Below are 15,311 nucleotides of genomic sequence, written 5' to 3' on the forward strand. Positions count from 1 at the left end.
GCCGTAACCACCCCGCAAACGTGTGCGCCCACACCATCACCGTCGGGCGGGGTTGGGCGGGGGGGGGGCCCCCCCGCCCCGGGGCCCCACCACAGGCCGGAGTGACGTATCTCATGTCGGATATAACCGTCAAGCGCTACCAGGACTGACCCCTCGGCCGTAACGCGATTGTGACTTTCTGGCCGACCCGGGTTACGGTCGGTCCCGCTCGCGGGGAATTCCGTGGGCACTCGTGGTGGACGCCGAGCCCTGTCACCGCCGCGAGATCTGCTCGAGAACAGATGACAGGGACGGGGGAACCACGAAGACGGGCACCGACGGTGCCCTTGGGGTGAAGCCGCACCAGCACGACGCGGCCGGGTCATTCTCCGATCCGAATCCGACAGCTCACCTCGCAGGCGCCGGGAGAAATCGTTGTGAACACACGCACGCCCGGGCGGCATCGTGCTGCCCACCCGCCCATCACACCGCTGACACCGTTCTCACGCGCCGCCGCACGCGGCCTGTCCGCGACCGCCCGCCGTGGTGCGGTCGTCGCCGCCGGCTCGGGACTCCTCGTCTCCCTGCTCGGCGCCCCCGCCCACGCCGCCCCCGCGAGCGACCCGGGCACCAGCACGGCCGAGCTCAAGACCGTGAAGGACGCCGTCAAGGACGCCGCCCGCAAGGACGCCGCCCGCACGGAGGCGGCCGCCGCCGAGGTGACCACCGCCGCGCTCACGACGGCGCAGGCCGACACCGCTCCCGCGGTCCGGGTCGCCGCCGACAGCGAGTTCACGCTCGAGACCGGCACCATCAAGGTCACCCCGGCCCCCGAGCCGGAGCCGGAGCCGGAGCCCGTCGTCGAGCCCGAGCCGGAGCCCGTCGTGGAGGAGGCCGTCGCCGAGGCGGAGCCGGTCGCGGAGACCGTCCAGGAGCCCGTCGAGGAGGCCGCCCCGGTGTCCGCCTCGGGGTCCGCCATCGTCGACATCGCCATGCAGTACCTCGGCGTGCCGTACCTGTGGGCGGGCTCCACCCCCGCCGGGTTCGACTGCTCCGGCTTCACCTCGTACGTGTACGCGCAGGTCGGCATCGACCTGCCGCGCACGTCCTCGGAGCAGCGCTACGCCGGCACCGCGGTCTCCGCGGACGCCGCACAGCCCGGTGACCTGATCTGGTCCCCCGGCCACATCGCCATCTACGCGGGCGACGGCATGCAGATCGAGGCCCCGGTGCCCGGCGAGACCGTCCGCTACACGTCGATCTGGCAGGACGCCCCGGTCTTCATCCACGTCGGCTGACCGCCGTCGTCCGACCGAGGTACCCCGAAGGGCCCGCACCACGTGGTGCGGGCCCTTCGGCGTCCCAGGGGGTGGCCGCACGCTCGCCGCGGGGGCGGTGGCGGTGGCAGGATCACCGGCATGAGCTCACCCACGAGCGTCGAGACCAACGCCCTGAACACCATCGACGAGTCCGAGCGGCGCGGGTCGCCGCGGAACCTGTTCTGGCCGTGGTTCGGCGCCAACGTCTCCGTGCTGGGCCTCGGGTACGGCTCCTACCTGCTCGGGTTCGCCGTGTCGTTCTGGCAGGCCGTGGTGGTGGGCGTGGTCGGCATCGTGGTGTCGTTCCTGTTCTGCGGGTTCATCTCGCTGGCCGGACGGCGCGGCTCGGCGCCCACCATGGTGCTGTCCCGGGTCGCGTTCGGTGTCCGTGGCAACGCGCTGCCGTCGCTCCTGTCCTGGATCCTCACCGTCGGCTGGGAGACGGTCCTGGTCGCCCTGGCCACGCTCGCGACCTCCACCGTGCTCGGCGCCCTGGGCTGGGGCGGTGGCACGGTCACCAAGGTCGTGGCCCTCGTGGTGGTGGCGGGCATCGTCGTGGTGGCCGGCGTCTTCGGCTTCGACCTCGTCATGCGGCTGCAGGTCGTGATCACCGTGCTGACCGCCGTGCTCACCGTCGTCTACGTCGTCCTGGTGCTCGACCACGTCGACTGGGCCACGGTCGCCGCGATCCCCGCGGGCGGCAGCCCGCAGGTGATCGGCGGGCTCGTGTTCATGATGACGGGCTTCGGCCTGGGCTGGGTCAACATGGCCGCCGACTACTCGCGCTACCTCCCCCGCTCCGCGTCCGGCCCGGGCATCGTCGGCTGGACCACGTTCGGCGCCTCGCTCGCCCCCGTCGCCCTGCTCGTGTTCGGCCTGCTGCTCGCCGGTTCCGACCCCGTGCTCGACGAGGCGATCGGCGCCGATCCCATCGGCGCCCTGTCGACCCTCCTGCCCACCTGGTTCCTCGTCCCGTTCGCCGTCGTGGCACTGGCCGGGCTGATCGGCGGCGCCGCCCTGGACATCTACTCCTCCGGGCTGGCCCTGCTGTCCCTCGGGCTGCCCGCGCCGCGCTGGGTCGCCGCCGCCATCGACGGCGCCCTCATGGTGCTCGGCGCCGTCTACGTCGTGTTCGTCGCCGACTCCTTCATCGGCCCCTTCCAGGGCTTCCTCATCACGCTCGGCGTGCCCGTCGCCGCCTGGTGCGGCGTGCTGCTCGCCGACATCCTGCTGCGCCGCCGCGACTACGCCGACGCCGACCTGTACGACCCGGCCGGCCGCTACGGCTCCGTGAACTGGGCCGCCGTGCTGCTGGTCGTGGGCGGCACCGCCGTCGGCTGGGGCCTGGTGACCAACACCTACGCGCCGTGGCTCGCCTGGCAGGGCTACCTCCTGGGCCCCCTCGGCGGCATCGAGGGAAGCTGGGCGTTCGCCAACCTGGGCGTGCTCGTCGCCCTGGTGATCGGGTTCGCCGGGACGCTCGTGCTGAGCGCCCGCCGGGTGCGCCGTCAGGAGGGGCGATGACGAACGGGGCCCGGGCGGGCGGGGCGCTCGACGTCGGGCCCGGTGGTGCCGGGGCCGGTGGTGCCTGGGCCGGTGCGGGCGGGCCGGATGCCGCGCTGGTCGTGATCGACATGCAGGACGTGTTCGCCCGGCCGCCCAGCCCCTGGGCCTCCCCCGACTACCCGCGCGCGCTCGCCGGCACCCGCCGTCTGCTCCCTGCGTTCGCGGGCCGCACGGTGCTCACGCGGTACGTCGCCCCCGCCGTGCCCGACGGCGCCTGGCGCGCCTACTTCGACCAGTGGCCGTTCGCGCTGGTGGCACCCGGCGACCCCCTGTACGAGATCACCGACCTGGGCGACGTCGCAGCGGCGGGTGCACCCGTGGTCACCGCCACCACGTTCGGCAAGTGGGGCCCCGACCTGGCGGCCGCCACCCGCGACGCCGGCGAGCTGGTGCTGGCGGGCGTGGCCACCGACTGCTGCGTGATCTCGACGGCGCTCGCCGCCGCCGACGCCGGCCGCCACGTGCTCGTCGTCGAGGACGCCTGCGCGGGCTCGACGCCGGAGAACCACGAGTGCGCCCTGGCGATCATGCGCCTGTACGCCCCGCTGATCGAGGTGACGACCACCGAGGCCGTCCTGGCGACAACCCACCCTTGACCATGCGGTTGCTGCCAGGATCGGGTCCGTACCGGCAGCAACCGCATGGTCACCATGCACGAAGGAGGTAGGTGTGACCGGCAACAGGATCCGTGCCCGGTGGGAACGTCACGACGAGCGGTTCTCGCCCGTCCACGGCGACACGTACGCGACGGTGCACTACGACGAGGGCAGCTGGCTGGAGGGCCCCGCCTGGTCGGCCGCCTGGCGGACGGTGCTGTTCAGCGACATCCCGAACGACCGGGTGCTCTCCTGGGGCGAGGCGACGGGCGCCGTCGGTGTCTGGCGGAGCCCGGGTGGGTACGCGAACGGCCGCACCGTCGACCGGGCCGGCCGCATGCTCCAGTGCGAGCACGGCAGCCGCTCGGTCACGCGCACCGAGCCGGACGGGACGGTGACCACGCTCGCCGACCGATGGCAGGGCAAGCGGTTCAACAGCCCCAACGACCTGGTCGAACGCAGCGACGGGAGCGTGTGGTTCACCGACCCGTCCTACGGCATCCAGAGCGACTACGAGGGTTTCGCGGCACCACCCGAGATCGACGGCTGCCACGTCTACCGCCGCGACCCTGACGGCACCGTCACCCAGGTCGCCGACGACCTCACGGGGCCCAACGGCCTCGCCTTCTCCGCCGACGAACGCACCCTCTACGTCACCGACAGCGAGCGCAAGCACCTGCGGCGCTTCGACGTCGCCCCCGACCTCACGCTCTCCGGCGGCGATGTGCTGGCCACGTGCGACGCAGGCACGTTCGACGGCATCCGGGTGGACGACGCCGGGCGGATCTGGGCGGCCGCGCACGACGGCCTGCACTGCATCGACCCGGACGGCACCCTGCTCGGCAAGCTGCTGCTGCCCGAGGTCTGCTCGAACCTAACCTTCGGCGGCGCCAAGCGCAACGTGCTGTTCGTGACGGCGACGAACCTGCTGCTCTCGATCCGAGTGACGGCGACCGGGATCCGCTGAGGCGCTCGACCGGGCGGACGGACGGGCGCGCGACCGGACGACCGCGCGAGCACGCGAGCACGCCGAGGCCGTGCCGGACGCCGCCGGGCGTCGAGCACCAATGCCGAGCGGCCGGGGAAGGTGCCCCGCGAAGGTCGGTCACTCTGCGTCGACATTGTCTACACGGAGTGACCGACCTTCGCGGGGCACCTTCCCCGGGCGGCAACGGCACACACCACGGACACCGCACGGGCTACGGTCCAGGTCCGCTTGCCCGCCCCGCCCTCCGGCAGTCCCAGATCAGTGCTCGAGCACACTCAGACCGCCTCCACGCTCGACGCTCCGGCACACCAAGCCCGCCTCCACACTCAATGCTCCGGCACACCATGCGCGCCTCCACACTCAATGCTCCAACGTGCTCAGCCGGCTTCCACGCTCGACAGCTCGAGGGCTCAGTTCTCGGGTGTGACCGGTGTCGGCGTGCCGCCCGTGATGCGGACGAGCTCGGCGAACGTCGTCGGGAAGACGGTCTTGGCGTGGCCCGCGGCAGCCCACACCTCGGCGTGCTCGGCGAGCGCCGTGTCCACGTACGTCGGCACAGGTGCCGGATGGCCCACCGGCGCGACGCCGCCGATGACCTGGCCCGTTGCTTCCTTGACCTGGTCCTTCGAGGCGCGGGTGATGGTCGCCCCGACCTGCTCGCCCAACCACGCCGTGTCCACGCGGTGGGCGCCGGAGGTGAGCACGAGCGTCGGCGTCCCGTCGAACAGGAACACGAGGGAGTTCGCGATCTGCCCCACCTCGATACCGAGGTGCGCGGCGGCGAGCGTGGCGGTGGTGGCAGCGTCGTCGAGCCAGCGGACCTGGCCGGTGGCGCCGGCCTCCGCGAGCGCAGCGGTGACCTTCTCGACGGCGGGATGACGGGGCGACGAGTTCGACATGCGCCAGATGGTAGACATCGCCCACCACGACGACCCCGCTGTTTTGGCCCCCCAGTCCACAAGGTGCGCTTCTACCCAGCGATTGTGCCCAGATTCGAGGTGCCATCTGGGCGCAATCGCTGGGTAGAAGCGCACCTTATGAGAGACCGGACGCTTCGGGTGGGAAGAGTGCCATGACGGGGACCTCGTGGACGAGCAGCGCTCCGACCCGTGGCGGCCCGAGGAGCACAGACAGCTCATGGTGTCGCTCTGGTACCCCGCGCTGCACCGACGGTTCAGGGTCAGCCCACGAGCACCACCGAGCTGGTGTAGTCCTCGACCTCGGGCGGGCTCCACGCCGGCTCCTCCTCTTCACCACCCGAACCCTCACCACCCGAACCTTCACCGCCCGAACCATTCTCCGAACCCTCACCGCCGGGTTCAGGCTCGGGCGACGTCCGGCACTCCCCGTCGATCACCCAGCCCGGCCCGCCGTCGGCCAGGCACAGCCCGCCCCGCAGGCGGACGCCGGCCGTGGCGGCCGCCTCCGATCGGATGCCGGTGCCCGGCACCGCGACCTCGTGCCGAACCTCGGCCGTCACCCGCAGCCGCGCCGTGTCGATGTCGAGCCGCAACAGCTCCGCACCGTTCTCCTCGGCGTACGCCCGGGCGACGGCCCGCATGTCCCCCTCGAGCTCCGGGGTGAGCAGGGCCTCCTCGGCGAGGTCCCAGAACGCCTCCGGTTCGTCGACGCCGAGGTGCAGCGCGTGCAGCAGGCCGAGGTGCTCGTCCCACTCCTGGGTCGCGGCGAGGGCCGCGGCGTCGGCGGCGGTGCCCGCCTCGCGACGGTCGTCGGTCGCCGTGCCCACCATCGAGATCACCAGGACGGCGGCGGTGAGCATGCCGACGGCGACCGGGATGGTCATCACGTGCATCGACCCGCGCTCGCGGTCACCGGACGGCCGCCGCGCCGTCATCGCTCCCCGGCCTCGGTCACTGGTACGTCGGTGATCCGGAACCGGTCCGGCGCGTCCACGGTCACGGTGTCCTGGCCGCTGTCGGGCCAGTACACGGTAACGGTCGCGCGCTGACCCCGGTCCAGGGTCTGGACCTCCTCGTCGCCGAGCAGCCGGCGCAGCACGAACCCGCCCGTGCGCTCCTCGGCCACGTAGTCGAACGGCAGCACCCGTTCGCGCGCGCCGAGCAGCGACAGGTTGTGCGGGCCGGCCACCTCGGCGAGGGCCCCGAACTTCCGGTCGCCGAGCATGGTCAGGTGGGCGGGGAGGAACCAGGCGGGGTCGATGGCGCTGCCCTCGGTGCGCTCGGTCACGAGCGTGCCGACGAGCGCGCCCGAGCGCCGCTGCACGGACTCGACCTCGACCCTGTACGCACCGCGGTCCGTCGCCACGGTGACGGCGGCGTCCCTCGCCGTCGGGGCGTCGGTGCCGGGTGCCTCGCTGCGGGCCGTCGTGTCGACCACGAGGTGGCCCTCGAAGTGGATCTCGACGCGCCGGTTGGCGGCCCGCGCCTCGTCACCGGTGCCCTCCGCGACCGGTTCGGCCTCGCCCCGGCCCTCCTCGGTCACGGTGAAGCCGTCGCCCAGGCCGGAGCGCAGGCGTTCGGCCACGGACCGGGCCCGCCGTTCGGACAGGGCCTGGTTGTACGCGTCGGTGTCGACGACGTCGGTGTGCCCCACCACATGCACCTCCCCGGCGTCGGCCTGCTCGACGATGGCCGCGGCGGCCCGCTCCACCACGCCTCGCGCACGCCGGGACAGCGCGTGGGAGTCCGAGGCGAACAGGACGTCGGACGCCAGGGTGACCGTGACGTCGTCGTCCTGCGCGGCGGTCGCGGTCCCGGCGTCGTAGCCCTGGGTGAAGGCCCGTAGCTCCTCGGTGCGCGCCTCCCCCGCTCCGCCGACCTGGTCGACGGCCTCGGCGAAGTCGCCGCCCGCGGCGACGACGGGCACGGAGACGGCGCCGTACCCGGGCAGCAGCACGTCCACGAGGTCCGCGGCGGGGGCCGCGAAGAGCGCGACGGCGGAGCCGTGGAGCGTGTCGTCGTCGGCTCGTTCCTGCTCGATCTCGGCCGCGGGGGTGCCGTCGGCCGCCTCGGCCACGGGGTGCACCACGCCGGCTCCGGTGTCCACGAGCCGCACCCCGCGTCCGTCGGTGACGGACTCGCCCAGCCCGCCCAGGCTCAGCGGGACCGTGCCGGACCCGAGCGGGTCCGGCCCGGCGGGCTCGGCCGTGTACTCGTACCGCAGCACGGCCAGGTCGCCGTCCACCTCGACGGGGTGCAGGTCGAACCGCACGCGCGCCTCGTGCAGCTCGCGCTCCACGGAGACGACCTCGTCCGGGGGCGGGGTGCCCGCGGACGAGGTCCAGGCCGGCGATGCGTCGGGTGGCGGCGTCACCGTGCCGGCCCGGTCGGGGCCGGTGAGCCCGCAGCCGGCCAGCGCGCCGACGAGGGCGACGGCGAGCGCCGCGCGGTGGACCTGACGCATCCAGTACCTCCGGTGTGGTTCGGAAGAGCCTTACTCGCCGCCGCCGCCGGCACCCGCGATGTCGTTCACGGCCTCGGTGAGCTGCGTGACGATGGCGTCGCCCACGTCGCTGGCCGCGGCGATGACGATACCGACGACCGCTACCACCAGCAGAACCGCGCCGACGTACTCCACGGTGCCCTGGCCGCGCTCGTCGTCGCGGGCGCGCCGGGCGGCGCGCTCCGTGACGGCCGCCAGCGCGACCCGGGCGGCCGTCGCCTTCTCGATGAGCTTGTTCATGGTGTCCCTCCGCGTTCGGTGTCCGGTGACCTGCCGCGGATCTGCGGACCGCGGCCACACCGGCAAAACTACGGAGCGGCGGCCCGCGGACCCAGGGTATGCGGACCCGGTCGAGGGCCTGTTCCGCCTGGGCCCACGGCACTACCCGCGTCCGGGCCCTGCTGGAGCCACCGCACGATCGCCTGGCTCCGCGTGGTGACACCCAGCTTCGCGAACAGGCTGTTCACGTGGTTCTTCACGGTCTTCTCGGAGATGAACAGGCGGGCCGCCACCTCGCCGTTGGCCAGGCCGTCGGCCACCAGGTCCATCACCTCGGCCTCGCGGCGGGACAGCAGGTCGCGCACCGCCGGCCCGCGCGGCGGCGCCGCGGACGGCGCGGCCACGCCCGAGACCACCTGGCTGCCGTTCCGGCAGAGCCGGATCGCATCGACCATCGCCCCCGGCTCCAGGGCACCGTGCACGAGGTACCCGGCGGCGCCCGCCGCCATCGCCTCCGCCACCGTGGCCGGGTCGTCGGTGTGGGTCAGCATCACCACGGTCGCGGCGGAGAGCTGCGGGAGCAGCTCCAGCCCGCTCATCCGGGGCATCCGCACGTCCAGCAGCACCACGTCCACCTGGCCCGCGCGGACGTACGCGATCGCCTCGTACGGGTCGCCCGTGTCGGCCACGGACGTCACGCCCGGTGTGCCGTCCAGGAGCGTCCGCAGGCCCATCCGGATGATCGGGTTGTCGTCCACCGTGAGTATGCGCATCAGGCCACCTCCCTCAGTGCTCGTGCCGGTTCGGCGGGCAGCACCACCGTGACCACGGTGCCGCCCCCCGGTCCCGGCTCCCAGGTCGCGTCACCCCCGCAGAGCTGGGCCCGCTCCCGGACGCCGCGCATGCCGTAGCGGCCACCTCCCGGCGCCCGGCCACCACCCGGCCCTCGGCCCGCAGCACCCGCACCCAGCCCAGCACCCAGCCCGACGCCGTCGTCGGCCACGCGCACCCGCACGACGCCGTCGCGCACGGACACCGCCACCTCGACCCGCGACGCCCGCGCGTGCTTGCGCACGTTCTCCAGGAGCTCGGTCACCACGGCCCGGGCGTGCCGTGCCCGGTGCGGCCCGGCCGTGCCGTCGGTCTCCGGGTCGACGTCGACGGTCGTGGCCACCCCGGTCCGCTCCGTCCAGCGCCGGGCGGTGTCGGCCAGGGACGCCGCGAGGCCGTCCGGGTCGTCGCGCAGCTCGCCGAGGGCGCGACGGGTGTGATCGTGGGCCGTGCGGACGGCGATGCCCAGGCCGCGCGCGACCGCCACCGTCTCCGCCGCCGCGCCCTCGCGGGCCAGCCGCTCGGCCAGCCCGCGGGCCGCCAGGGCGAGACCGGCGAGGTCGCCCGCGACCGTGTCGTGCAGGTCCCGGGCCAGGCTCAGCCGTTCCGCCAGGGCTGCCTGGTCGGCGCGGGCGGCCGCCAGCTCGGCCGACTGCACGGCCTGCCGTCGCAGCCGCCGGCCCAGGTGGGTACCGGTCCAGGTCATGACGATGGTCAGGACGGTGCCGGCGAGGCCCGTGACCAGGCCGCGCCAGCCGCCGTCGTACCCGGTGAGCTGGTAGAGGCACAGGGGTGCCGCCATCACCAGTGCGAGCCGCAGCCCGGCGAACAGTCCCCACAGCGCAGCGGTGGCCGCGGCGTAGACCGCCATGAGCGGCGACCCGGCCAGCGGCAGCAGGGCGACGACGGCCACGGCGGTGTCCCCCGCCAGCAAGATCCCGTTGCGGGCGTAGAACCGGCCCCGGGTGTCCCAGTTCAGCGCGGGCACGAACGAGAACGGGGCGGCGAGCACCACGAGGAACACGCCGAGCCAGCCCGCGCCGTCGAGCAGCGCGAGCACCAGGGCGAACGCCAGGACCACGAGCCGCACCTGGCACAGCAGGCGCACCGCAGGACCGATGGCGCGCTGCGTGAGGGCGTCCATGGCGTGCGGCGGGCTGAGCCGCTCAGAAAAGCTCACCGAGCACCCCCGCGTTCGCCACCAGCACGGCTGAGACGATGAGGATCAGGGCGCCCGGCAGGATCGTCATCGTCACCGCCAGCGACACCAGCGGCGCGGCACGCGCGGCACGCTGGCGCACGGTCTCGGCGTGCTCCCGGCGCACGTCGGAGGCGATGCCGGTCAGGGCGTCCGCCAGCGGCACACCCAGCTCCTCCGCCTGGAGCAGCGCCGTCACGAACGCACCGACCGCAGCCGACCTGCTGCGCTCGCGCAGCGCCACGAACGTCTGCCGCCGGGACGCACCGACGTTCATCTCCTCCAGGGCCGTGCGCATCTCGGCCGCCAGCGCGCCGCCGTGGAACTCGCACACCCGCTCCAGCGCCTGACGGAAGCCCAGGCCCGCCGTGACGGTCACCGCCAGCACGTCCAGGAAGTCGGGCAGCTCGGCGTCGATCTGCCGGCGCCGCCGAGCCGCCTCCGTGTACAGCCACACACGCATCCAGGCGCACAGCACCAGGGCGAGCGGCACGCCGATGGACCACAGGCCCTGCGCCGTGAACAGCAGGCCGAACAGCAGGCCCAGTGCCACGAGGCCCGCCTCGCGCCGCACGAACATGGTGAGCGTGACGCCCTCGGGCCGGCCCGCCCTGCGGATCACGGTGTCGAGGCGCTGGAGGCGCAGTCGCCCGTACAGCCGCACGGCCAGCGGCAGCAGCGGTGCCCCGATGCGGTCCAGGAGGGCGACGAACCCGCGCTGCCGTGCCTCGGCCTCCGGAGCGTACTCGGCCTCGACATCCTCCAGGCCCGTGCTGGTCAGCAGCCGCAGCGCGACCATCCCCAGCACCGTCAGCAGCGCAGCCCCCGCGGCCAGCAGCGGTCCCTCCACGTCAGACCTCCACCCGCGACAGCCGGCGGACCACCAGGTACCCGACGACGAACAGGCCGGTCGCCACCAGCAGCACCACCTGACCCGCCAGGTTGGTGATCATCACGTCCACCACGCCGGGGCTGAACGCGTTCATGAGCGCGACCGCGCCGAACGCCAGGAAGATCACCGTGTAGCCCGAGAACTGGGCGCCCATCGTGGACGTCACCACCTCGCGCCGCAGCCGGCGGCGCTCCTCCAGCGTCTGCCCGATGCCCGCGAGCGCCGTCACGAGCTCGCCACCCGAGCGGCCCTGGATGGTCAGGGTCTGCACCAGCACCGACAGCTCGCGTGACGGCAGCCGCTCGCTCAGCCCGGACAGGGCGTCTCGCATCGACCGGCCCACCGCCATCTCGGCGCTGACCTGCGCCACCTCGGAGGCCGCCGGCTCGGCCATCTCCTCGGCCGCCATCTCGAGCGACCGGCGCACGGCCAGCCCGGCCGACGCGCCGTTCGCCAGCAGCCGGGCCAGCTCCGGGAGCTGCGCCACGAACCGGTCCACGCGCTGCTTGCGGCGCCGGTCCAGCCACCGCTGCGCGCCGACGGCGACCAGCAGCACCGCGAGCGCGGCCGTCGCCCAGCCGAACAGCGGCAGCACGGCGAGTCCCGCCAGTGCGGCCCCCGCGCACGCGGCCGTGAGGAACAGGGACGGAGACCAGGCGGGCAGCCCCGCTCCGGCCAGGAGCGCCACCAGCCGCTGACCCCAGCGGGCGCGGGCGAGCCGCTCGTCCAGCCGGGCGAAGAGCGGGACGCCCGCGAGCTGGTCCAGGTCCGCGCTCTCGACCATGCGTCGCTCGGTCTCCGCGTTGCTGACGAGCGTGGCCACCGTGGCGGCCGCCATCAGCAGGGTCACCAGCAGGCCGGCGGCGATCAGCAGGACGATCACGCCGCACCTCCCGGCCCGCCGACGGCGGCACCAGGCCGGCTGTCACCGTCACCGCGCGCCGTGCCTGAGGCCGTGCCTGAGGCCGTGCCCGGAACCGTCAGCACCGTCTCGCCCGCCCGGTGCAGCCGCTCCAGCAGCGCAGCCGGCACGGGTTCGGGCACGAACCGGCCGGTCACCGTGCGGTCGGGGCCCAGGGGCTCGGCGACGAACCGCATCAGCGGCGTCAGCGCGTACTCCTCGCGCCGCTGCGAGGTGACCGCCTGCACCTCGATGACCCGCCGCGTGCCGTCCTGCGCGCGCTCCAGGTGCACCACGAGGTCGATCGCGGAGTTGATCTGGTCGCGCAGCGTCGCGGCGGGCAGGTCGAGCTCGCTCATCGACGCCAGCGTCTCCAGGCGGCCCAGCGCGTCGCGGGCTGTGTTGGCGTGCACGGTGGCCACCGAGCCGTCGTGGCCGGTGTTCATCGCCTGGAGCATGTCGAGCGTCTCGCCGCCGCGCACCTCGCCCACGATGATCCGGTCGGGCCGCATGCGCAGCGCGTTGCGCACCAGGTCGCGGATGGCGACGGCGCCGCGCCCCTCCACGTTCGCGGGCCGGGACTCCAGCCGCACCACGTGTCCCTGCTGCAAGGAGAGCTCGGCGGCGTCCTCGATGGTGACGATGCGCTCGTGGTCCGGGATGAGCCCCGAGAGGGCGTTGAGGAACGTCGTCTTGCCGGAGCCGGTGCCGCCCGAGACCACGATGTTCAGCCGCGCCCGCACGCACGCGCCCAGCAGGCTCGCCGTCGTGACGTCGAGGGTGCCGCGGTCCACCAGCTCGCCCATCCGGAACGGCGTCGGGAACCGGCGGATCGTGAGCGTGGGCCCGTCCAGCGCCAGCGGCGGGATGATCACGTTCACGCGCTCGCCGCTGGGCAGGCGCGCGTCCACCATCGGCGAGGACTCGTCCACGCGGCGGTTCACCTGGGACACGATCCGGTCGATCGTCTGGTAGAGCTGCTCCGCCGACGCGAAGCGGGCGGGCACCCGCTCCACCTTGCCGTAGCGCTCCACGAACACGTCGTCCGGGCCGTTGACCATGATCTCGGTGATGGACTCGTCCGCCAGGAGCGGCTCCAGCACACCCAGGCCGAGCGCGTCGTCGGTGATGCGCTGCACCAGCGCGCTGCGCTCGCGCGCGGACAGCACGGGACCGTCCACGGACAGCAGCCGGGACAGGACACGCTCCAGCCGCACCCGCCGCTGGGACGGCGAGAGCCGGGCGAGGTCGTCGACGTCGATCTCCTCGAGCAGCCGCTCGCGGTACACCTTGGCGAGGTCGTTGTCCTCGTCGTGCCGCTCGTCGGCGGCCAGCCGGTCGCGCAGCGCCATGTCAGTCCTCCCCTGCGAACGCCATCGGGAACGCCGCCGTGCGGGTCAGCGCGACGTCGACCACCGTCATCCCCGCCAGCCCGAGCGGCGCGGAGACCGTCACCCGCACGCGCGCGGTGCCGTCGTCGACGACGGGTCGCACCTCGCGCACGTCGAGGCCGTCCGGGACCGACCGTTCCACCTCGGCCCGCGCGTCCTGGCCCAGGCTCAGGGCCCGGGCCCCGTTGCGGGCGGCCTCCTGCGCGATCGACGCCGTCTGCGCCACGGTGATGCCCTGGATCGCCAGCAGCCCCACCAGCACCAGCGCGAACACGAGGCCGACCAGCTCGACGGCCGCCTGCCCGCGTTCGCCACCGTCGCCGGGCATCCCTCAGCCCTCCCGGTAGACGGCCGCGGACGACGACGCCGACAGGTCCACGCCGGGCACGAGCGTCGGCACGGTCACCCGCACGCTCACCGTGTCCGAGGACACCTCGATGTCGGAGTCGCTCACGACCTCGCGGAACGTGCCCGGCAGCTGGTCGCGCACGTCGTCGCGCACCTGGTCGACGACGTCGTCGCGGCGCCCGCCCAGGTCGTCGTAGTAGCCGAGCACGCCGACGGTCCGCGCGCCCTCCTGTGCCGCGGCCCGCGCGGCGAGCAGGCCCGACGCCCAGCCGATGCCCTGCACGCACAGCAGCAGCACCATGAGCACCACGAGGACCACCACCGGCAGCTCGACGGTGGACTGCCCCGCCTCGGGGTCCGCGCCCGCCCGGCCGGGACCACGACGTCCGGCCACCGTGCGCACGCCGGCCCTGCGGCGTCCGGTGCCCTTGCGGCCGCCGGACCGCCGGGCCGAACCCGCGACCAGCGCCTCGACCTCCGTGGGGCCGTCCGCTGTACCCTCGCGCGCCGCGGACGCCTCCTGCCGGATCGCCGCGACACCGACCTTGGCGACGGCGGCGTGCACCGGCGTGGGCGTCTCCAGCAGCGTGGCCGTGTTGACCGCGCCGGCAAAGGCGACTCCGCCGTCGGGCACCGTGAAGGCGATCGGACGTTCCACGATCCGTTCCACGAGGGCGGGCGTCACCTCGTCGCGCGGCGTGCGCCGGTTGAGCACGAGCTCGACCGTCGACGGGCGGCGGACGGCCAGCCGGTCCCACTGCGCGAGACTACGTCGCGCGGCCCGCAGCGCGGGCAGGTCCGGGGTGGTGACCAGCAGCACCCGGTCGGCGAACTCCAGGGCCGTGGCGCGCGGCTCGTCCAGGTGGCTGCCCACGTCGATCACGGCCAGCCCCGACTCGAACCGCAGCGCGCTGACGATCGAGCGCGTCGCGGCCGCGGTCATCGCCTCCCCGCGCTCCCCCTCGCTCGGCGCGGGCAGCAGCCGCAGGCCGCCGGGCACCTCGTAGGTGGTCTCGCGGAGCATGCGGCCGGTGACCTCGCCCTCGACGGCGGCCAGGTCCACCACCGAGCGGCGCGTGCGCACGCCCGTGTAGGCGGTGAGGTCGCCCGCGCCGAGGTCCAGGTCCACCAGGACGGTGTCGTTCGAGCGGCCCGCCCGGGCCAGGAGCAGGGCCAGCACCGACGTGCCCACGCCACCCTTGGCACCGGCGACGGCGACGACCTGGCCGCTGCGTCCGCCGTTGCGCTCCGCGGCGATCGATGCCCGGGCCATCGCCGACCAGGAGGCCACGGTCTCCAGCCGGGTCAGCACCTCCTCCAGGCCTGCGTTCCGGGCGATGACGGAGCGCGCCCCGACCTCCATCGCGGAGGCCATCGCCCGGCTCATCTCGGCGGGACTGTGCGCGTCCACGACCATGACGATGCCGGTGAGCGGCGTGGCCAGGCCGACGCTGCGGGCCACCGCGTGCCCGTGGCCGTCGTCGGCGGCCTCGTCGACCACCACGATGTCGATGTCCGGCTGCCTGTCGAGCGCCGTGAGCACGCTCGCGCCGTCGGACACGGCCGCCGCGAGCTCGAACCCGCCGGACTCCCCGAAGACGTGGCCCAGGTGGTCCCGGACCTCGTGCGACGGCGTGGCGAGCAGCACCTTGGTCACCAT

At 74.0% G+C, this 15,311-nt stretch carries 15 protein-coding genes and 1 riboswitch; of the genes, 4 read left to right on the plus strand and 11 right to left on the minus strand.

Going from position 1 to position 15,311, the window contains the following annotated elements:
- The first annotated feature begins 230 nt into the window (after positions 1 to 230).
- A riboswitch (cyclic di-AMP (ydaO/yuaA leader) is annotated at positions 231 to 415 on the plus strand.
- 1 nt (position 416) lies between these two features.
- The 4 genes from ACIG47_RS24010 (at position 417) to ACIG47_RS24025 (ending at position 4,427) form a co-directional block, all read left to right on the plus strand.
- Positions 417 to 1,277 carry a C40 family peptidase gene (locus tag ACIG47_RS24010; RefSeq protein WP_397433577.1) on the plus strand — a complete coding sequence of 287 codons (861 nt, stop codon included), beginning with the start codon at positions 417 to 419 and terminating at the stop codon, positions 1,275 to 1,277.
- Positions 1,278 to 1,397: 120 nt separating this feature from the next.
- Positions 1,398 to 2,822, plus strand: a complete 1,425-nt coding sequence (locus tag ACIG47_RS24015; RefSeq protein WP_397433578.1) for a purine-cytosine permease family protein — start codon at positions 1,398 to 1,400, stop codon at positions 2,820 to 2,822.
- On the plus strand, positions 2,819 to 3,460 hold the full coding sequence (locus tag ACIG47_RS24020) for a cysteine hydrolase family protein (protein WP_397433579.1): 642 nt from the start codon (positions 2,819 to 2,821) through the stop codon (positions 3,458 to 3,460). Before ACIG47_RS24015 ends, ACIG47_RS24020 begins: the two co-directional genes overlap by 4 nt.
- Positions 3,461 to 3,533: 73 nt before the next feature.
- Positions 3,534 to 4,427 carry an SMP-30/gluconolactonase/LRE family protein gene (locus ACIG47_RS24025; protein ID WP_397433580.1) on the plus strand — a complete coding sequence of 298 codons (894 nt, stop codon included), beginning with the start codon at positions 3,534 to 3,536 and terminating at the stop codon, positions 4,425 to 4,427.
- Positions 4,428 to 4,858: 431 nt separating this feature from the next.
- Here ACIG47_RS24025 and ACIG47_RS24030 read toward each other — a convergent pair whose 3' ends face one another.
- From ACIG47_RS24030 to ACIG47_RS24080, 11 genes are all read right to left on the minus strand, one after another.
- Positions 4,859 to 5,347 (minus strand): YbaK/EbsC family protein, encoded by a 489-nt coding sequence (locus tag ACIG47_RS24030; RefSeq protein WP_397433581.1) that lies wholly within the window; start codon positions 5,345 to 5,347, stop codon positions 4,859 to 4,861.
- Between the two features lie 281 nt (positions 5,348 to 5,628).
- Complete coding sequence (locus ACIG47_RS24035; protein WP_397433583.1) at positions 5,629 to 6,303, minus strand: pilus assembly protein TadG-related protein; 675 nt, start codon at positions 6,301 to 6,303, stop codon at positions 5,629 to 5,631.
- Positions 6,300 to 7,832 (minus strand): OmpA family protein, encoded by a 1,533-nt coding sequence (locus ACIG47_RS24040; RefSeq protein WP_397433585.1) that lies wholly within the window; start codon positions 7,830 to 7,832, stop codon positions 6,300 to 6,302. The genes ACIG47_RS24035 and ACIG47_RS24040 overlap by 4 nt, the downstream gene beginning before the upstream one ends.
- Before the next feature lie 30 nt (positions 7,833 to 7,862).
- The gene (locus ACIG47_RS24045) at positions 7,863 to 8,111 is read right to left on the minus strand and encodes a hypothetical protein (protein WP_397433586.1); all 249 of its coding nucleotides are present in this window, start codon (positions 8,109 to 8,111) and stop codon (positions 7,863 to 7,865) included.
- A gap of 68 nt (positions 8,112 to 8,179) precedes the next feature.
- Positions 8,180 to 8,863: a response regulator transcription factor gene (locus tag ACIG47_RS24050; RefSeq protein ID WP_397433588.1), complete on the minus strand. Its 684-nt coding sequence runs from the start codon at positions 8,861 to 8,863 to the stop codon at positions 8,180 to 8,182.
- Entirely contained in the window at positions 8,863 to 10,101 is a 1,239-nt protein-coding gene (locus ACIG47_RS24055; protein WP_397433589.1) for a sensor histidine kinase, read from the minus strand. The genes ACIG47_RS24050 and ACIG47_RS24055 overlap by 1 nt, the downstream gene beginning before the upstream one ends.
- Positions 10,088 to 10,969: a type II secretion system F family protein gene (locus ACIG47_RS24060; protein WP_397433590.1), complete on the minus strand. Its 882-nt coding sequence runs from the start codon at positions 10,967 to 10,969 to the stop codon at positions 10,088 to 10,090. Before ACIG47_RS24060 ends, ACIG47_RS24055 begins: the two co-directional genes overlap by 14 nt.
- 1 nt (position 10,970) lies before the next feature.
- Positions 10,971 to 11,894, minus strand: coding sequence for a type II secretion system F family protein (locus tag ACIG47_RS24065; RefSeq protein WP_397433591.1), 924 nt, complete (start codon positions 11,892 to 11,894; stop codon positions 10,971 to 10,973).
- Positions 11,891 to 13,264 carry a CpaF family protein gene (locus tag ACIG47_RS24070; RefSeq protein ID WP_397433592.1) on the minus strand — a complete coding sequence of 458 codons (1,374 nt, stop codon included), beginning with the start codon at positions 13,262 to 13,264 and terminating at the stop codon, positions 11,891 to 11,893. Before ACIG47_RS24070 ends, ACIG47_RS24065 begins: the two co-directional genes overlap by 4 nt.
- A gap of 1 nt (position 13,265) precedes the next feature.
- Positions 13,266 to 13,631, minus strand: coding sequence for a TadE/TadG family type IV pilus assembly protein (locus ACIG47_RS24075; protein ID WP_397433593.1), 366 nt, complete (start codon positions 13,629 to 13,631; stop codon positions 13,266 to 13,268).
- Between the two features lie 3 nt (positions 13,632 to 13,634).
- Positions 13,635 to 15,311 (minus strand): hypothetical protein, encoded by a 1,677-nt coding sequence (locus tag ACIG47_RS24080; RefSeq protein ID WP_397433594.1) that lies wholly within the window; start codon positions 15,309 to 15,311, stop codon positions 13,635 to 13,637.

The organism is Promicromonospora sp. NPDC052451 (genome assembly GCF_044547525.1).
Lineage (GTDB): Bacteria > Actinomycetota > Actinomycetes > Actinomycetales > Cellulomonadaceae > Promicromonospora.